Origin of the sequence: Conexibacter woesei Iso977N (assembly GCF_000424625.1) — a bacterium.
GTDB classification, from domain to species: domain Bacteria; phylum Actinomycetota; class Thermoleophilia; order Solirubrobacterales; family Solirubrobacteraceae; genus Baekduia; species Baekduia woesei_A.
On record NZ_AUKG01000001.1, the window covers coordinates 1245862 to 1263830 of the forward strand.

Annotated in this window: 19 protein-coding genes; 13 read left to right on the forward strand and 6 right to left on the reverse strand. The window is 73.3% G+C overall.

The window, feature by feature from the left end:
- Positions 1-180: 180 nt before the first annotated feature.
- Complete coding sequence (locus tag H030_RS29690) at positions 181-810, reverse strand: NUDIX hydrolase (protein WP_051221830.1); 630 nt, start codon at positions 808-810, stop codon at positions 181-183.
- Between the two features lie 111 nt (positions 811-921).
- Between H030_RS29690 and H030_RS0106035 the strand changes: the two genes are divergently transcribed.
- Positions 922-1449, forward strand: coding sequence for an RNA polymerase sigma factor (locus H030_RS0106035; protein ID WP_027005462.1), 528 nt, complete (start codon positions 922-924; stop codon positions 1447-1449).
- Positions 1446-2702 carry a hypothetical protein gene (locus H030_RS0106040; protein WP_027005463.1) on the forward strand — a complete coding sequence of 419 codons (1257 nt, stop codon included), beginning with the start codon at positions 1446-1448 and terminating at the stop codon, positions 2700-2702. Before H030_RS0106035 ends, H030_RS0106040 begins: the two co-directional genes overlap by 4 nt.
- On the opposite strand, the gene H030_RS0106045 is transcribed toward H030_RS0106040, so the two are convergent.
- Positions 2681-3073 carry a hypothetical protein gene (locus H030_RS0106045; protein ID WP_027005464.1) on the reverse strand — a complete coding sequence of 131 codons (393 nt, stop codon included), beginning with the start codon at positions 3071-3073 and terminating at the stop codon, positions 2681-2683. The genes H030_RS0106040 and H030_RS0106045 overlap by 22 nt on opposite strands.
- A gap of 95 nt (positions 3074-3168) precedes the next feature.
- The gene (locus H030_RS29695; RefSeq protein WP_081690550.1) at positions 3169-3984 is read right to left on the reverse strand and encodes a prolipoprotein diacylglyceryl transferase; all 816 of its coding nucleotides are present in this window, start codon (positions 3982-3984) and stop codon (positions 3169-3171) included.
- Between the two features lie 54 nt (positions 3985-4038).
- On the opposite strand from H030_RS29695, the gene H030_RS29700 reads away from it, so the two are divergent.
- The 5 genes from H030_RS29700 (at position 4039) to H030_RS0106080 (ending at position 9158) form a co-directional block, all read left to right on the forward strand.
- On the forward strand, positions 4039-5346 hold the full coding sequence (locus tag H030_RS29700; RefSeq protein ID WP_051221832.1) for an MFS transporter: 1308 nt from the start codon (positions 4039-4041) through the stop codon (positions 5344-5346).
- Positions 5321-5755, forward strand: a complete 435-nt coding sequence (locus H030_RS0106060; RefSeq protein WP_027005465.1) for an organic hydroperoxide resistance protein — start codon at positions 5321-5323, stop codon at positions 5753-5755. Before H030_RS29700 ends, H030_RS0106060 begins: the two co-directional genes overlap by 26 nt.
- A 10-nt stretch (positions 5756-5765) precedes the next feature.
- Positions 5766-5930 (forward strand): hypothetical protein, encoded by a 165-nt coding sequence (locus tag H030_RS0106065; RefSeq protein WP_155891866.1) that lies wholly within the window; start codon positions 5766-5768, stop codon positions 5928-5930.
- Between the two features lie 80 nt (positions 5931-6010).
- Complete coding sequence (locus H030_RS0106070) at positions 6011-7930, forward strand: S53 family peptidase (protein WP_027005467.1); 1920 nt, start codon at positions 6011-6013, stop codon at positions 7928-7930.
- 157 nt (positions 7931-8087) lie between these two features.
- Positions 8088-9158: an FAD-dependent oxidoreductase gene (locus tag H030_RS0106080; protein ID WP_081690551.1), complete on the forward strand. Its 1071-nt coding sequence runs from the start codon at positions 8088-8090 to the stop codon at positions 9156-9158.
- Here H030_RS0106080 and H030_RS0106085 read toward each other — a convergent pair.
- Positions 9155-9835, reverse strand: a complete 681-nt coding sequence (locus tag H030_RS0106085) for an MBL fold metallo-hydrolase (RefSeq protein WP_027005470.1) — start codon at positions 9833-9835, stop codon at positions 9155-9157. The genes H030_RS0106080 and H030_RS0106085 overlap by 4 nt on opposite strands.
- Before the next feature lie 53 nt (positions 9836-9888).
- On the opposite strand from H030_RS0106085, the gene H030_RS29705 reads away from it, so the two are divergent.
- Positions 9889-11661, forward strand: coding sequence for a GAF domain-containing sensor histidine kinase (locus H030_RS29705; RefSeq protein ID WP_035125909.1), 1773 nt, complete (start codon positions 9889-9891; stop codon positions 11659-11661).
- Here H030_RS29705 and H030_RS0106095 read toward each other — a convergent pair.
- A complete protein-coding gene (locus H030_RS0106095) occupies positions 11613-12287 on the reverse strand; it encodes a response regulator (RefSeq protein ID WP_231398373.1) in 675 nt (224 codons plus the stop codon). The two genes, H030_RS29705 and H030_RS0106095, sit on opposite strands and share 49 nt — an antisense overlap.
- 119 nt (positions 12288-12406) lie before the next feature.
- Here H030_RS0106095 and H030_RS0106100 point away from each other — a divergent pair, with 119 nt between their 5' ends.
- Positions 12407-13459, forward strand: a complete 1053-nt coding sequence (locus tag H030_RS0106100) for an FAD-dependent oxidoreductase (protein ID WP_027005472.1) — start codon at positions 12407-12409, stop codon at positions 13457-13459.
- Here the strand turns inward: H030_RS0106100 and H030_RS0106105 are convergent.
- Positions 13377-13571 carry a hypothetical protein gene (locus tag H030_RS0106105; protein ID WP_027005473.1) on the reverse strand — a complete coding sequence of 65 codons (195 nt, stop codon included), beginning with the start codon at positions 13569-13571 and terminating at the stop codon, positions 13377-13379. The two genes, H030_RS0106100 and H030_RS0106105, sit on opposite strands and share 83 nt — an antisense overlap.
- A 101-nt stretch (positions 13572-13672) precedes the next feature.
- Here H030_RS0106105 and H030_RS0106110 point away from each other — a divergent pair, with 101 nt between their 5' ends.
- The 4 genes from H030_RS0106110 to glpK are packed head-to-tail and all read left to right on the forward strand — an operon-like array spanning position 13673 to position 17963.
- Complete coding sequence (locus H030_RS0106110; protein ID WP_231398374.1) at positions 13673-14044, forward strand: hypothetical protein; 372 nt, start codon at positions 13673-13675, stop codon at positions 14042-14044.
- A gap of 44 nt (positions 14045-14088) precedes the next feature.
- The gene (locus H030_RS36455) at positions 14089-15507 is read left to right on the forward strand and encodes an HD-GYP domain-containing protein (protein WP_051221834.1); all 1419 of its coding nucleotides are present in this window, start codon (positions 14089-14091) and stop codon (positions 15505-15507) included.
- A 36-nt stretch (positions 15508-15543) separates the two neighbouring features.
- Positions 15544-16512, forward strand: a complete 969-nt coding sequence (locus tag H030_RS29715; RefSeq protein ID WP_081690552.1) for an MIP/aquaporin family protein — start codon at positions 15544-15546, stop codon at positions 16510-16512.
- Positions 16509-17963 carry a glycerol kinase GlpK gene (gene glpK, locus H030_RS0106125; RefSeq protein WP_027005475.1) on the forward strand — a complete coding sequence of 485 codons (1455 nt, stop codon included), beginning with the start codon at positions 16509-16511 and terminating at the stop codon, positions 17961-17963. Before H030_RS29715 ends, glpK begins: the two co-directional genes overlap by 4 nt.
- The last annotated feature ends 6 nt before the right edge of the window (positions 17964-17969 follow it).

Here is a 17969-nt window from a genome sequence, read left to right on the forward strand (position 1 = left end):
GTCCGTCCAGGGGTAGTGACTTCTAAAGGCGGTGGAGGCGAACCTTAGCTGCCCGGCCAGTCGGCTTGGGCAATTTCTGTTCAGGTTCGCCTGCTGGAATTGTGCAAAGACACTCAGTCCTAGTCAATCCTCCGATCGGGGGATTCCGCACAACTGAAAATCGATGGCGTTTGCTGAGCGCTAAATGGTCACGCCCGCGATGCGGCGCAGATCCGGAGCGATCAGGGGCAGATACGGTGCGGGGACGAGTTCGGATGCGTCGACCTCGATGTCCTGGACGTCCGTTCCGTCCCAGGCCCGGCCCCTGACGGTCGACGCGCTGGACGCGTTGCCGTCAGCGGCTTCGGTGGCCAGGGTGGTGAACGCGTCGTGATCGACGAGCACGAGCCCGGCCACCTCGACGCGGTCGAACGCCGTCCATTCCTGCAGCGGGCGCTCGTCGCGCACCGCGAAGACATGCTGCAGCTCACGGTTCACGATGCCCGAGCGCTCCGGATCGGCCACCCGGTGCACCCCCAGGGACTCCAGTTCGTCGAACACATAGACGGTGCCCAGCTCCTCCTCGGCCTCGCGCAACCCGTCCTGAACCGCTTCACCGGCGAGCAGGTGGCCGGCGGCGCTGGCGTCGAGGAACGAGGGCCAGGAGGACTTGTCCGGCGCGCGCCGCTGGAGCAGCACGCCATCGGTCCGCACCACCCACAGGTGGAAGGCGAGATGCCAGTCGCCGTCGCGGTGGACGGCGTCGCGGCGCTTGACCCCGGTGTGCCAGCCGCGCTCGTCGAACACGTCGAGCAGCTCGTCGTCCGCCATGTCCCGGGACGGTAGCGGGAGCGGAGCGTCTGCGTGCCACTTCGGCACGTGGGAAGCTGGCGGATAGTGATCACCGGTAAGGATCGCCGCGCGCGTGGACATGGAGGTGTCGTGCACGATGCGCCGGCCGTCGAGCGGCTGTTCTCAGACCATGCGGCCGCCGTCCTGGCCTACGCGCTGCGGCGCGCCGACCGGGCGACCGCCGAGGAGGTCGCCGCCGAGGTGTTCGTGATCGCCTGGCGGCGCGCCGACCGGATCCCGCAGGCCGAGCCGCTGCTGTGGCTCTACGCGGTCGCGCGGCGGCTGCTGGCCAACGAGCGCCGCGCGGAACGACGGCGCGCGGCGCTGCACGACGTGCTCGGCCTGCTCGCCACGCGCGGGCATCAGGCTGCGCCCGCGCCGGGCGGGGATGCCGGCGCGGGCGCCGAGCTGCGCGAGGCGCTCGCCGCCCTGCGCCCCGCCGACCGCGAGGTCCTGATGCTCACGGCGTGGGAGGGCCTGGACGGTGCGCAGGCCGCGCGCGTCCTGGGCTGCTCGCCGCAGGCCGTGCACACGCGGCTGCATCGCGCGCGGGCACGGCTCGCCGCGCAGCTGGGCCGGACCGCACCCGCCGACTCCTCCGAGGTGACCACAACATGAACGACCATCTGCTCGACGACCTGCGCGCCGCCAACCCCGTCCCGGACCCGGACGCGCTGGAGCTCCCGGCCACGCTGGCCGCCCGCGCGCTCGCGGGCCCGGAGCCGCGCGCGCCGCGCGCCCCGCGCCGCCGCCTGCTCCCCGCCGCCGGCGTCCTGGCCGCCGCGGGCGCGGCGGTGGCGTTCCTGCTGCTGGCGCTCGGCGGCGGCGGGGCCGGGACCCCGGACCTCGCCGCGCGCGCCTACGCGGCGAGCGCCGCGCACGGCGTCACCCACTGGCGCATCGACATGGCCGGCTTCGACGCCAACGGGCGGCAGCGCTCCCATCAGCGCCAGGAGGGCTGGAAGCGCGGCGCGACGATGCACGTCGTCTGGACCGAGTTCCATCACAGCAGGCCACACGTCTCCTTCGACTACCGGCAGGTCGGCCGTAGGACGCGGGCGTGGATGTCGGTCAGCGACACCTACAACGACACCACGTTGCCCAAGAGGCGCACGCTCACCGGCGAGGACGTCACGTTCCGCTTCGGCGACCCGATGGTCGCGTTCCGGCTCGCCTACCAGCAGCACCGCCTGCGCGACCTCGGTGGCGGTCGCTTCGGCGTCGTCTTCAAGCACATCTCGTTGGGCGACGTCGTCTACGAGGTCGAACCCGAGACCGGCCGTCCGCTGCGGCTCGTGCTGTCCGGCAACCCCAAGGGGACGCGCGAGGTCTGGACGTTCACGACCTACGAGTCGCTGCCCGACACGCAGGCCAACCGCGATCGGCTGCTCCTGCTCCCGCACCCCGGCGCCGGCCCGGGCGACGAGGACCCGGCGACGTGGTTCCGGGCCCTGCGCGACGGCGCCAGGCCGCCGGCACGCTGGCAGGCGGTGATCGACAAGACGGCCGGTGCGCGGCGCTTCGGCGAGGACCCGAGCACCGCGCGCGTCCTGACCAAGGACGTGTTCCTGGTCGCCGGAAGGCACTACGTCTGCATGGACTCGGTGTCGATGCCGAGCGGCTCGCCGAAGCTCGCAAGGATGCTCGGCCCGAGCCTCGGCGGAACGTGCGTCCCGATCAAGAAGGCGCTCGCCAACGGGATCGCGGTCGGGCTGGGCGACAGCACGATCCTCGCGGTCCGCGACGGCGTCAGGGCGGTCGACGCGCGCCGCTGGACGGGCGCGTGGAGGCGCTTCCCGGTGCGCGGCGGCTACGTGCGGCTGCCGGGCGGCCCGAGCCGCGGCAGCTATCAGGTGCGGCTGGTCTCCTGAGGCGCGTCCATCCCGGCGGTCCAGAAGCGACGCCGGACGCGCACGACCTCGCGGCGCAGCGGGCGCTCGCCGACGTCGAGCGCGCGCCAGGCGGCGCAGTGGCGGTTGAGGAGCTCCAGGACGACGTCGGTCGCCGAGACGTCGCCGGGCGCGTCGGGGTCGGCGGCGTAGAGGTCCTCGATCGGCTCCAGCAGGCGGGCGTGGACGACGAGGTCGTCGCCGTCGGCCGTGGCCGTGAACGACCGGAACGCCCAGCGGCGCGGGTCCTCCGCCAGGGCGGTGAGCTCGTCCTGGAGCCGGACGGCGGTCCGGGTGGTCGCGGGGACCGCGGCGAGCCGCAGGGTGACGTCGAGGCAGGGCGTGAAGGGCAAAGTGCCTTTCCGGTGGGAGCGGAAGGGGCGCGGACCCTAGCGGAGAACCACCTCGACGTCGAAAGCGCTGAACGACTCTGCGCAGATTCAGGTGCTTATGTGCTCACAAGCGGAACGTCTGGGTCACGCAGCGTCGCGCCGCGCGTCCGCCGCTCGCCCTCCGGCAGGACCAGCGAGCCGTGCCTGCGCAGGACGACGACGATCCAGACCGTCCCGGCGACGAAGAGCGACAGCGACTCCAGCTGCGCGGCCGTGAGGCCGAGCACGACGTGCTCGTTGCGGCGCAGGAACTCCACCAGGAAGCGCTCGAGCCCGGCGCCGACGAGGTAGAACGCGAACAGCAGCCCGGGCCGGACGACGTCGCGCAGCTGCCACAGCGCGAACGCGAGCAGGCCCATCGTCAGCGTCTCGTAGATCGGCGTGGGGTGGACGGTCACGCCCGGGTCGGTCGGCACGGTCCCGTGCGGGTAGCCCATCGCCCACGGCCCGTCCCACGGCTTGCCGTAGTCGCCGTCGCCGGAGACCTGGCAGCCGATCCGGCCGATCGCGTAGCCGAGCGCCAGGCCGGGGCCGGCGATGTCGACGAGGTCGAGCGACACGAAGTCGCGCCTGTGCGCCCAGGTCAGGACCGCGACGACCCCGCCGAGCAGCCCGCCGTACCAGATCAGCCCGGAGCCGCCGAAGACGTCGCCGAGGCTGAGCGAGTCGTGGTTCTGCACCAGGTAGTAGGCGCGCGCGCCGACGAGGCCGCCGATCAGCGCGACCGTGACCATCTCGTAGGCCCAGTCGACCGGGCGGCCGAGCTCCTTCAGCCGCCGGGCCGCGAGCAGGCCCCACGCGGCGAAGTTGAGGGCGAAGAACAGGCCGAACGTCTTGATCGACAGGCCGAAGACAACGATCTCGGGCTTCACTGGGTCTGACTCTAGGGATCGGGACTCCGCGACGGCCCGTATCGTGGCCGTCCCGTGCTGCGCCGCCTGCTCTCCCGTGCCACCGTCGACACCACGCCGCTGCGCGCGTCGCGCGACTACCGGCTGCTGCTCGGCGGCGAGCTGATCACGGGGCTCGGGACCCAGGCTGCGCTCGTCGCGCTGCCCTACCAGCTCTACGTGGAGACGAGGTCGGCGTTCCTGACCGGCCTGCTCGGCGCGGTCGAGCTGATCCCGCTGATGGCGATGGCGCTGCTCGGCGGCGCGCTCGCCGACCGCCACGACCGCCGCAAGCTGCTGCTGCTGGACCAGATCGGCCTCGTGCTCGGCGCCAGCGCGCTGGCGGCGCTGGCCTACGCGGGCTCGCCGCCGATCGGGTTGTTGTACGTCTTGGGCGCGTGGATGGCGGGCTTCACCGCGATCCAGAACGTGACCGCGGGGTCGATCATCCCCAACCTGGTCGAGCCGGAGCTGCTGCGCCCCGCGCTGGCGTTGAACTACGGGTTGAACACGCTGACGATGGTCATCGGCCCGGCGTTCGGCGGGCTGCTGATCGCCGCCTTCGGCCTCGGCGCGGCGTACACGATCGACGCGATCTCCTGCCTGGCGATCTTCGGCGCCGTCTGGGCGATGAGGGCGCAGCTGCCCAAGGGCGTCGACCTCGAGGCCGACCAGCCCGCGCGCGTCCTGGAGTCGATCGGCGAGGGCCTGAGGTTCGTGCGCGGCGAGAGCGCCCTGATGGGCTCGTTCGCGATCGACCTGCTGGCGATGACGTTCGGGATGCCGCGCGCGCTGTTCCCGGTCCTGTCGGTCAGCGTCTACCACACGGGCGCGGGCGGGACGGGGTTGTTGTACGCCTCGGTCGCGGCCGGCGCGACGGTCGCGGCGCTGTCGACGGGCTGGCTGTCGCACGCGCGGCGGCTGGGGCGGATCGTGATCTGGGCGGTCGTCGCGTGGGGCGCGGCGATCGCGCTGGCCGGCGTCGCGCACTCGCTCTGGCTGGCCGCCGCGATGCTCGCGATCGCGGGCGCGGCGGACAGCGTGAGCGCCGTCTGCCGCTCGTCGATCAACCAGACCGTGACGCCCGACCACCTGCGCGGGCGGATGTCGGCGGTCTTCTCGCTGGTCGTGACCAGCGGCCCGCGGCTGGGCGACGTCGAGTCCGGCTCGGTCGCCGCGCTGGCCTCGCCGCGCTTCTCGGTGATCTCCGGCGGGCTGGCCTGCGTGGTCGGCGTCGCGGGCATCGTCTTCGCGTTCCCGAAGCTGCTCGCGTTCGACGCCGAGCAGGACCAGGCCGACCGGACGCTAGGGTCGGTGCATGGCGAAGACCTTGTACACGGCTGAAGCCCACGTCACCGGCGGGCGCGCCGAGGGCCACGGCAAGACGAGCGATGGTGCGTTGGAGGTCGATCTGCGCCTCCCGACCGAGATGGGCGGCCAGGGCGGCGGCACCAACCCCGAGCAGCTGTTCGCGGTCGGCTACGCGGCCTGCTTCGAGGGCGCGCTGGGCGCGGTCGCGCGGCGGTCGAAGGCCGAGACCGGCGACGTCGGGATCGACTCGAAGGTGTCGCTGCACCCCAACGAGGCCAAGGGCTTCGACCTCTCGGTCGAGCTGCACGTCTCGCTGCCGAGCGTCGAGGACGACGCGGCGGTCGAGCTGGTCCGCGCGGCGCACGAGGTCTGCCCGTACTCCAACGCCACGCGCGGGAACATCGACGTCACGCTGACCGCGAATGGCCAGCCGGTCGACTGACCCCAACTGCGTGAGCGGCGTCTGCGGCGCGGACGTCCCGCCGGTCGTCGGCTCCGTGCTGACGGGCGTCGGGCTGACCGTGGCGCAGGCCGCCGAGCGCCTTGCCCGCGGCGAGGACGTCGCGCTGACCGACGTCCAGCGCCGGATCGTCGAGGAGCACGCGCTGAAGCTCTGAGCTCGTCTGGCCGGAGCTCGCGAGTGCTCGGCCGCGGTGGTTGGCGCAGGTTCTGGAGGTCGCCTGCGTTGTAGGCGGTCATGCACCGTCGCCTGCTCGCTCTCGTCGCCGCCTGCGCCGCCGTCCTGATGGGCGTGGGCGCGGGTGGCGCCTCCGCCCGCGTTCTTCAGCAGAACGCGCTCAGCCGGCTCGACCGCGCCGGCTTGGTGAGCGCCGCCGCGCCGAGCACGAAGCTGACGATCGGGATCTCGCTCGCGCGGCCCGACGCGGCGGGGGAGCAGGCGCTGCTGGGCAAGCTCTTCGACCGCTCGTCGGCGGAGTACCACCAGTTCCTGACGCCGTCGCAGTTCGCGGCGCGCTTCGGGGTCCCGGCGGCGCAGGTCGACGCCACGAAGGCGTGGCTGCAGGGCGGCGGGTTGTCGGTGGACTACGCCGCGGGCGCGGGCGACTACCTGCTGGCGTCCGGCACCGCGCAGCAGGTCGGCGCGCTGCTGAGGACGTCGTTCGACCGCTTCACGTTCCAGGGCCAGTCGTTCCTGGCCAACGTCGCGGCGCCGACGGTCCCGGACGCGCTCCCGGTCGTCGACGTCCTCGGGTTGAACACCTACCAGCGCTTCCACACGATGCGCTCCGAGGCCCCGGCCGCGACGCCGGGTCTGCCGGACATCGGCAACCGCTCGCCCGAGGACCTGTGGTCGATCTACGAGCAGCCGAGCGCCGACACCGGCGCCGGCGTCAGCGTCGCGATCCTCGGCAACGGCGCGACCGACGGCGTCATCAGGGACCTGCACACGTTCGACACCAGGCACGGCCTCCCGCAGGTCCCGGTCGACGTCGTCCACACGCCGGCGAACGGCGACTACTCCGACACCGCGGGCAATCCGGAGTGGAACATCGACATGCAGGCGATCCACGGCATGGCGCCCGGGATCACCAAGGAGAAGCTGTACTTCTCGCCCTCGCTGCAGGACACGCAGCTGGTCGCCTCGTCCGCCGCCTGGGCCAACGACCCGGACGGCCCGCCGATCATGAACGCCTCGCTCGGCGAGTGCGAGGTCACGCCGCTCAACGACGCACTCAACAGCGACGCGCTGTTCCCGCTCAACGGCAACGAGAACACCACCGACCCGCTGCCGGTCACGCAGGGGCTGAGCAACTCCAGCGAGCCCGCCCAGACCAAGGTGCTCCAGCAGGCGGTGATCGAGGGGCGCACGTTCTTCGCCTCCTCCGGCGACGCGGGCTCGTCGTGCGGCGCGCTCTACCTGCCGGAGCTGGGCGCGGGCAACGGGATCCTCAACCAGATCGTCCCGCTGACCGAGGACCCGGCCAACAACCCGTACGCGACCGGCGTCGGCGGCACCGTCCTCTACAGCGACGGCGGCACGCCCGCGCAGCGCGCGCTGGAGTACGCGTGGACGCACAGCGGCGGCAACCCGTCGCCGTTCGAGACCGCGCCCGCCTATCAGCAGGGCGTGGCGAACCTCAACCGCCCGTGCCTCGTCGACCCGACCGGCCGGCCGACCAACACCGGCCAGCTCTGCCGCGGCGTCCCGGACGTCGCCGCGATCTCCGGCGACGTGCTGTCCAACGGCTACACGATCGTCAGCGACGGCGCGGACTCCACCGGCGGCGGCACGTCGCTGTCCTCACCGCTCTGGGCCGGGATGTGGGCGCGGATCGCCGCGACCGCGCCCGCGGGCAGCTCGTACGGCTTCGCCAACGAGGCGATCTACGCGATCGGCAAGGACCCCAACAAGTACGCGCAGTCGTTCCACGACATCACGCAGGGGACCAACGGCCTGAACCCCGCGCAGACCGGCTACGACTACGTCACAGGCTTCGGCGTGCCGCGCCTCTCGGGGCTGCTGGGCGCCGTCCAATCGGTCCAGCCCGCGACGGGCGACGGCGGCGGGCAGGCTGAGGCCCCGCCGTCGTCCTCGCCGCCCGCGGCCGCGCCGAGCCTCGCCGCCGTCGCGCCCGCCACGTCGCGGCGCCGCTGAGCGGCGCGCGGCGGACGTTCGGACGGCCGCCGCTCCCCGATCCGCCACCGCTTCGCGCTGCGGCGGGACCGCAGTGGACGAACGGGCGACGCCGAAGGGTGACCTGCGGCACACCCCTCTTGCCGCAACCCGGACGGCGGCCGATGGTTATGAGGGAATGGCAGCGTCCCGTCTACAGCATGTTGTAGTTGTTGGTGGTGGCTCCGCGGCGACCGAGGTCGTCCTGGTCCTCCGCGAGCACGGGGCGCCGGTGCGGGTCACGGTCGTGGCGCCGGAACCTGAGACGGATCTGGCCGCTCTGCCGGTCGCTGGGCCCTACACGGCGCCCGACGGCCGGCAGGACCTCATCGCCATCGCCAAGGACGTCGGCGCGGAGCTGGTCCAGGCCCGCGCCGTCGCGGTCGACGCCCACCGTCATCGCGTGCACTTGGACGGCGGGAGGGCTCTTGCCTACGACGTGCTCGTGCTGGCGGTGGGCGCAAGCCCGCGGCACACGATCGACCGCGCGCTCACGCTCTACGGCGATCCCGGCCGGATCGCGGTCGACCGCGTCCTGGCCGAGCGCGCGCCGGTGATCGACTTCGTCAACCCGCCGGGCATCACCCGCGCGCTGGCGCTCTACGAGCTGGCGATCCACACCGGCGACGAGGCCCGCGCCCGCGGCCTCGACATCGCGCTGCGGCTCGTCACGCCGGAGCGCGCGCCGCTGTCGGCGTTCGGCGAGCGCACGACGCTGGCCGTGGGGCGCCTGCTCGACGCGGCCGGCGTCGCGTTCGAGGGCGGCTCGTCGGTCTTCGAGGGCATCGACGGCCTGCTGCGCGTCAACGACGCGGCGACGATCCTGCTCGACGCGCGCACGGTCGCGCTGCCGGTCCTGGACGGCCCGTCGCTGCCCGGCGTCCCGGCGACCGCCGCGGGCTTCATCCCGGTCGACGCGCACGGCGCGGTCCCGGGCCTGGCCGACGTCTACGCCGTCGGCGACGCGACCGCCTGCCCGCTCAAGCACGTCGACGTCGCCGCCGCGCAGGCCGCGACGGTCGCCGACGTGCTCGCCGCGCGGGCCGGCGTCACCGTGACGCCGACGCCGTGGACCGCGACGGTCCACGAGCACCAGCTGGCCGAGCACGGCCTTGGCGACCTCGTGCTCGCGCACGACTGCACCCCGGACGCGACGGCGATCCTGCGCGTGATCGCCGACGACGGGCCGCGGTCCGTCTCGCAGTCCTAGTCGTTCGGCAGCTTCGCGACCGCGGCGGCGAGCCTGCCCGCCGCATCCTGGACGACCGGCCCGTGGCCGAAGCCGACGACCCGCGGCTGCAGCGCCCCGATCTTGCGCATCGACGCCCGGTTCTGCGCCGGGTTGTAGGTGAACGGCGCAGGTGGCTGGCGCAGCCCCGGCACGGTCGTGAGCAGGTGCATGTTGAAGAACACGTCGCCCGCGATCAGGATCCCGTCGGCCTCGCGCCAGTAGGCGACGTGGCCCGGCGAGTGGCCGGGGACGTCGAGCACGACGAAGCCCGGGCCGACGACGTCGCCCTCGTGCAGCTCGCGCGACACCGCCGACGGCTTGAAGCTGGAGTACTTGGCGCCGATCGCCCGCAGCGGTCCCGGCGTCGACGGCGGGACCGCGCCGCCGCCGTGGCGGACCTCCTCGGCGTCGATCGCGCCGACCGCCAGCCCGTCGATCCCGAGCTCGCGCAGCACGCGCGACGATCCGCCCGCGTGGTCGAGGTGCGCGTGGGTCAGCGCGTGCTGCGTCACCCCGCGCTCGCGCGCCGCGGCGACCGCGCGCCCGCCCTGGAACCCGTACCCCGCGTCCACCAGCACGTCGCCCAAGATGTAGGCGTTGACGGTGTCGCGTGGGCCCAGCGGAACGTGCCAGACGTCGTCGGCGAGCTGTCGCATCGGCGCATTCCATCACTCGCGCGCACGCGCTGCACCCGTCACCATGCGCAGCCATGGACGCCGACGAACTGGAGCACCTCGGCTACGAGCGCGTGCGACGGCTCGCGGAGATCGCGCGCGAGCTGGTCAGCGAGCTGCGCTCCGACCAGGTCCTCGACCACCTGCTCGACGCCGCGCGCGAGCTGACCGGCGCCGAGTACGCGGCGCTCGGGGTCCTCGACGACGCGCGCGACGGGCTGTCGCAGTTCATCACCCGCGGCGTCGACGACCGCACGCGGCAGCTGATCGGCGACCCGCCGAGGGGCAAGGGGGTGCTCGGCCTGATGATCGAGGACCCGCGGCCGCTGCGCCTGCACGACGTCTCCACGCACCCGCGGTCGTTCGGCGTGCCGACGCACCACCCGCCGGTCTCGACGTTCCTCGGCGTCCCGGTGATCATCCGCGGCGAGGCCTGGGGCAACCTGTACCTGGCCGACAAGGCCGGCGGCGCGGACTTCACCGCGCGCGACGAGGAGACCGCGGTGATCCTCGCCCGCTGGGCGGCGATCGCGATCGAGAACGCGCGGCTCTACGAGCGCCTCGACGACGAGCACGAGGAGCTTGAGCGGTCGGTCGCGCGGCTGAGCGCGATGACCGAGATCGCCGACGCGCTCGGCGCCGAGACCGAGCTGGAGCCGGTCCTGGAGCTGATCGTCAAGCGCGCGGGCGCGCTGGTCGCGGCGCGCGGCGTCCTCGTCCTGCTGCCCGAGCACGGTGCGCCGTTCCTGCGCGTCGCCGCCTGCGCGGGCGCGATCGTCCCCGCCGCGCGCAGGATCCCGATCGCGGGCACGCGCTCGGGCGAGGTGCTGCGCAGCGGCGAGGCGATCCGGATCGACGACGTCGGCGAGGACTCGCGGCTGTACGCCGCCGCGCTCGGCGCGCCCGACGCGCAGACCGCGCTGCTGGTCCCGATGGCCTACCGCCGCAGGATCGCCGGCGTGCTCGTGGCGATCGACCGCCGTTCCGGCACGCCCACCTTCGACAGGCGCGACGAGGAGCTGCTGCGCGGCTTCGCGGCGTCGGCGGCGATCGCGGTCGTCACCGCGCAGTCGGTCGAGGTCGACCGCCTGCGCGCGACGGTCGCGGCCGCCGACGCCGAGCGCGCGCGCTGGGCGCGCGAGCTGCACGACGAGACGCTGCAGACGCTCGGCGGCCTGCACGTCCTGCTGGAGGGCGCGGTCGCCGAGGGCTCCGAGCCGCAGCTGCGCGCCGCGGTCCGGACCGCGTGCGAGCGCGTCACCGACGAGATCGCCGGGCTGCGCGCGCTGATCGCCGAGCTGCGCCCTGCCGCGCTCGACGAGCTGGGGCTCGGCCCGGCGCTCAGCGGGCTGGTCCGGCGCGTCGCGGGCGCTCAGGGGCTGGAAGCGGTCACGGACGTGGACCTCGGCACCGGCAACGGCGACGGCGGCGGTGCCCGCCTGGCGCCGGAGCTGGAGACCGCGGTCTACCGCGTGGCGCAGGAGGCGCTGACCAACGTCGCCAAGCACGCGGGCGCGCGGCACGTCGTCGTGCACGTGACCAAGGACGATGACTCGGTCGGCCTGGAGGTCGTCGACGACGGCGCGGGCTTCGACGTCGCCGCGGCGCGGGCCCGCGCGGCGGGCGACGATGCGCCGCCCGGCTTCGGCCTGGCCGGGATGCGCGAGCGCGTCATGCTCGCGGGCGGCGCGCTCGACATCGCCTCGGCGCCCGGCGGCGGGACGACCGTGCGCGCCCGCTTCCCGCTCGGGCGCGGCGGTCAGGCGGGCGGCGCGACGTCGTCGAGCAGCCCGCGCTCGAGCGCGTAGCGCACCAGCTCCGGCCGCGACGAGCGGCCGAGCTTCTGCTGGACGTGGGCGCGGCGCGCCTCGATCGTCCGCACGCTCAAGTGCATCAACCTGCCGATCTCGGCGTTGGTGTGGCCCAAGGCCACCAACTTCAGGATCTCCAGCTCGCGGCCGGTGAGGTCGTCGGGCGGTGCGTCCGGAACGGGCGCGGGCGCCGTCGCCGCCAGCTCGGCGCCCAGGCGCGGCGTCAGGTAGGACTCGCCGTCGGCCGCGTGGCGGATCGCCGACACCAGCTCGGCGTGCGCGCTCTCCTTCAACACGTAGGCCATCGCGCCGGTCGACAGCGCGCGGCGCGCGAACTCCGGGTCGTCCTCCATCGTCAACACCACCACCTTGGTCTGCGGCACCACGGCGGCCAGCTCGGGCAGGACGTCCAGCGACGACGACGGCCCGGCGTGGGGCATCCCGAGGTCGAGGACCAGGACGGTGGGCCTCAGCGCGCGCGTCTCGGCGACCGCGGCGTCGACCGTCCCGGCCTCCGCGATCACCGTGAAGTCCGGCTGCGCGTCGAGCACGTAGCGCAGGCCGGTCCGCACGACGGCGTGGTCGTCCGCGAGGACGATCGTGATGCTCGGCGCGTCGGCCACGGCGCAGAGCATCGCAGACCGGCTGCGGCCCGACCGCACCCGGAACGGGTGAACCGCCGCACGCAGGTCTGCGGCGCCCTACCGCAGACCGGGCGACCCGAAGGGCCGATGGTGATGACATGGCCCCTCCCCTGCAGGTCGTCGTGGCCGGCGGCGGGCCCGCCGCGCTCGCGACGCTCAACGCTCTGAAGTCCCTCGCGCGCGGGCTGGTCGCGCTCAGCATCGTCGCCCCCGAGACCGAGACCCCCGCGCTGCGCCACGTCGCGCGCGCCCATCGCGCCGAGCTGTACGGCGGCCGCGTCGGCGTCGTCGACCCCCACCGCCACGAGGTCCGGCTGGTCGACGGGCGCCGCGTCCGCTACGACCTCCTGGTCCTGGCCGTCGGCGCGCGCCCGCAGGTCCCGTACGGCCGCGCCCGCACGTTCTTCGGCGGCCGGCCCGACGCCGTGGCCGTCACGCGCGACCGGCTCGTCGCCGACCTCTCCGACCGCCACATCCGCTCGCTGGCCTTCGTCGCGCCGTCGCGGATCGGCTGGACGCTGCCGCTCTACGAGCTGGCGCTGCAGACCGGCGGCGCCGCGCGCGCGCTCGGCCTCGACGTGCCGCTGCGGCTGCTGACGCCGGAGGCGATGCCGCTGGAGCTGTTCGGGACGACGCACGCCACGGCGCTGCGCGCGTGGCTGGATCAGGCCGGCGTGACGTTCCGCGGCGGGGTCGACGTCCACGAGCTGCCCGGCGGCGTCCTGCGCGAGGGCCGCGACGGCGTGCGCTTCGTGCGCGAGCGCACGGTCGCGCTGGCTCAGGAGGTCGGTCCTGCCCTGACCGGCGTTCCGGCCGACAGCGACGGGTTCGTCGTCACCGACGGGCTCGGCGCGGTGCGCGGGCTCGACGACGTGTTCGCCGCGGGCGCGTGCACGAGCTACCCGATCCGCCAGCGCGAGCTGGCCGAGCAGCAGGGCTACGCGCTCGCGCGGGTGATCGCGCAGCGCGCGGGCGTCGCCGTGACGCCCGCGCCGTGGCAGCCGCTGGTCCGGGGGATCCTGGACGCGGGCGACGACAGGACGCTGGCGCTGCAGCGCGGTGGCGTGGCTACGGCTGGGGCGCCGCGTTTCCTTCCGGTGGGGACACCGTCGCCTCGTGCAGCGGCGGGCGGCCCGTGTACCAGTAGGTGAAGTGATCGACCCGCGAGCCGTCGGGCAGGGCCGACAGCGCCAGGTCGACGCGGCGGGCGAGCGAGCGCTCGTCGCCGTCGATGATGCGGAGGACGGGGTCGTCGCGGTCCATGGCACCGCGGAAGGTAGACGCCGGACCGCGCGCCGTCACGTGATTTCCTCCTGCTGTCGACGGGTTTCCGACCGGCGGTCCAGGCCGCGGGTGTGGCACCCTTGAGCGCGCCCGTGCCCGTCGCCCACGTCTCACCCGTCCACTACGCGGGCCACACCTCCGAGGGGCGCGCGATCCGCGTGTCGCTGCGCGCCGGGAAGGTCGTCGCGATCCGGACGACCGTCGTGCGCTACCCGTGCGACCCGTTCGGCGACGTCGGGCCGATCCGGATCAGCGAGACCGGGGCCGCGCGGATCAGCCGCTGGACCGGGCGCTTCACGTTCGCCGCGGGCGCGGACGTGCAGCGCGTGACCGTGCGCGGCGTCTGGCGCCGGCGCGCGGTCCGGATCGAGGGGACGCTGCGCGTCGTCGGGCAGATCGCCACCGGCCAGCGCTGCGCGTCGGCGACGTTGCACTTCAGCGCCCGGCGCTGACCACCGCGCTCAAGACGCCTCGACAGCGGCCGATCCCGTCGGGGGTGGACCGCCTGCTCCGCAGCCGCTTCGGATCCAACCTCACGCTGATCGCGGCATCGGCGGCGGTGCCCGCTGCCGTCGGGCACTTCTTCCTCAGCGAGAAGCAGGCGCCGATCACCGCCCCCGAGCACCTCGGGATCATGGTCGTCGGCTCGACCGTCGCCGCGCTGTGCTCGGTCGCGCTGATGCTCGCCGGCTTCCGGCGGCGCGAGACGCGCGCGGTCGTCGCGGGCGGCGCGTTCGCGGCGATGACGCTGATCCTGCTGATCCACGGCCTGGCGACGCCGGGCGTGCTGATCGGCCAGAACGGGATCGTCCAGGTCGCGGGCGGCCTGGCGCTGCCGGCCGGCGGCGCGATCCTGACCGCCGCGGCCTTGCCGTCGCTGCGCGGTCCCAAGCACTTGAAGACCGTGACCGTCGGGCTGGTCGCGCTGCTGGTGGGCATCGCCGTCGTCGGCGGCCTGGCGTTCTTCGACCCGGCGGCGATCCCGTCGGTGCCGGGCTACGACTCGCCCGAGGCGCTGGCGCTGCTGATCGTCGGCATGCTGCTGTTCTCGATCGTCGCGGCGCGCACGGTCAAGACCTACGTGTTGACGCGGCGCGTCGGCGACCTGGTCGTCGTCGTCGGGACCGTGTGGCTGGCGTGCGCGCTGATCCCGGTCCTGATGGTCGACCAGGGCACGTGGCTGTGGTGGCTCGGGCACACGCTCGAGTTCCTCGGCGTGGCGCTCGTCGGCATCCCGGTCTCGCTCGATGTCCACCGCGGCCGCCCGTCGCACCCGCTCGTCGGCGACCTCCAGGGCGCCGAGCTCGTCGCCGAGGAGGAGGCGTTCCTGGGCGCCCGCGTCCGCGTCCTGATGGCGCGGCTCGAGGCCAAGGACGTCTCGACCGAGGCGCACACGCGCCGCGTCGCCGAGTGGGCGGTCGCGATCGGCGAGCGCCTGCAGCTCGCGCCCGGCCGCCTGCGCGACCTCGCTCTGGCGGGGCTGCTGCACGACATCGGCAAGCTCTCGACGCCGGACGCGATCCTCACCAAGCCCGGCCGCCTGACCGACGACGAGATGGCGGTCATCCAGCGCCACCCGGTGCAGGGCGACGAGCTGCTGCGCGAGCTCGGCTACCCGGACCAGATCCGGCGCGGCGTCCGCGGCCATCATGAACGCCTCGACGGCTCCGGCTACCCGGACGGGTTGCAAGGCGATGCCATTGACTTGGAGACCCGCATCCTCGCCGTCGCCGACGTGTGGGACGCGCTCGTCTCGCCCCGCGTCTACCGCGGCGCCTGGACGCCGGAGCGCGCGATGGCGTTGTTGGTGGACGAGTCGGGCACCGGCTTCGACCCGCGTTGCGTCGAGGCTCTCCGCGCGCTCACGGGCGTGGAGCCCGAGGCGCGCGCCGCTGCGCCGCGCCTCGCTGCGTAAAGGTTTGCCTCCAGACAATTTGGGCACCTCATCAAGGTGTCCAGTCAACAACCGACGGGCCCGACGGCCCGGTGGCGGTCGACGCTCGGAGGCGAGCTGGCTGCCGAATTCCTCGGCACCTGCGTCCTGATCCTGTTCGGTACGGGATCCGTGGCGATGGCGGTGTCGGCGCTCAACCAATCGGGTCGCGGTACGGAGATCTTCCAGGCCAGCGGCGATTGGCTGCTCATCTGCTGGGGCTGGGGCCTGGCGGTCACCCTCGGCGTCTACGTCGCCGGCGGCGTCACCGGCGCCCACCTCAACCCGGCGGTCACGTTCGCCAACGCGCTGCGGCGCGACTTCCCGTGGCGCAAGGTGCTGCCCTACAGCGCCGCGCAGGTCTTCGGCGCGTTCGTCGGCGCCGCGATCGTGTACTTCAACTACAAGTCGGCGATCGACTCCTACAACGCGGCGCACCACATCACCGACCGCGCGTCGGCCGACGGGTCCACGACCTACTCGATCTTCGCGACGTTCCCGGCACCGTACTTCCACAACTGGTGGGGGCCGTTCCTGGACGAGGTGATCGGCACGGCGTTGCTGGTCGGCGTCCTGTTCGCGCTCACCGACGACCGCAACCAGCCGCCGAAGGCCAACATCGCGCCGTTCATCGTCGGCCTCGTCGTCGTGGCGATCGGCATCTCGTTCGGCGCCAACTCGGGCTACGCGATCAACCCGGCGCGCGACCTCGGGCCGCGCATCCTCACCGGCCTGGCCGGCTGGGGCAGGAACGCGTTCCCGGGCGACTTCGGCGACATCTCGTTCTACGCGTGGATCCCGATCGTCGGGCCGCTGGTGGGGGCCGCGATCGGCGGCTTCATCTACGACAAGCTCATCCGCGACGTCTTGCTCGCGCGGGGTGAGCCCGAGGAAGATGTGACGACGGGCGCAGAGACCGTCGAGGACCGCTCGCGCTTCGAGCGCGGCGGCGCCCCGTCCACGCAGGAGAGAGAGGCAACCACATGATCTTGGGGATCGACCAGGGAACGACCGGCTCGCGGGCCTTCATCTTCGACGAGAAGGGGAAGGTCGTCACCAGCGCCTACACGGAGTTCGAGCAGTTCTTCCCGAGGCCGGGCTGGGTCGAGCACGACGCGAACGAGATCTGGGAGTCGGTCCAGAAGGTCTCCAGGCAGGCGCTGGACGAGGCGGGCATCGACGGGTCCAAGCTGACCGCGATCGGCATCACCAACCAGCGCGAGACCGCGGTGGCGTGGGACAAGTCGACCGGCGAGCCGCTGCACAAGGCGATCGTCTGGCAGGACCGCCGGACGGCGGGGCGCTGCGACAGGCTCAAGGCCGAGGGCTATGAGTCGATGTTCCGCGAGCGCACCGGCCTCGTGCTCGACGCGTACTTCGCGGGGACCAAGTACGAGTGGTTGATCAAGGAGGGTGGCGTCCCCAAGGACGCGGCGTTCGGGACGATCGACTCCTGGCTGCTGTTCAAGCTCACCGGCCGCCACGCGACCGACTACTCCAACGCGTCTCGCACGTTGTTGTTCAACATCCGCGATCTGACCTGGGACCCCGAGTTGTGCGACACCTTGGGCGTGCCGATCGAGTCGCTCCCCGAGCCGGTCCCCAATGCGGAAGTGCTGGGGGAGACCGACCTGTTCGGCGGCAAGGTCCCGGTCGCGGCGATGGTCGGCGACCAGCAGGGCGCGCTCTACGGCCAGGCCTGCCTCGACAAGGGCCTGGGCAAGAACACGTACGGGACCGGCAACTTCCTGCTGCAGAACGCGGGCTCCGGCCCGCCGATCCTGGAGCAGGGGCTGATCACGACGATCGCGTGGGGGATCGGCGACCGCGTCGACTACGCGATGGAGTCGTCGATGTTCGTCACCGGCGCCGGGATCCAGTGGCTGCGCGACGGGTTGAGGATCATCGACGCCGCGGCCGACACCGAGGAGATGGCGGGGTCGCTGGACTCCAACGAGGGCGTGTACTTCGTGCCGGCGCTGACCGGCCTGGGCTCGCCGCACTGGGACCCGTACGCGCGCGGCACGATCGTCGGCCTCACCCGTGGCTCCAACCGCAACCACATCGCGCGCGCCGCGCTGGAGGCGATCGCCTACCAGTCGGTCGACGCGGTCCGGGCCCAGAACACGGCGCTCGGCACGCGGCTCACGGAGCTGCGCGTCGACGGCGGCGCGACGGCCAACGCGTGGCTGATGCAGTTCCAGTCCGACATGCTCGGCGTGCCGGTCGTGGTGCCGGAGATCGCCGACACCACCGTGTTGGGCGCGGCCTACCTCGCGGGTGTCGCGACGGGGACGTGGACCGAGGACGACGTCAAGTCGCTGTGGACCGAGTCCAAGCGCTACGAGCCGGGCAAGAGCGACGACGAGCGCCAGGCGCTGCTGTCGGACTGGCGCCGGGCGCTGCAGCGTTCCGGGCGCTGGGTGATCCCGGACTAGGACTAG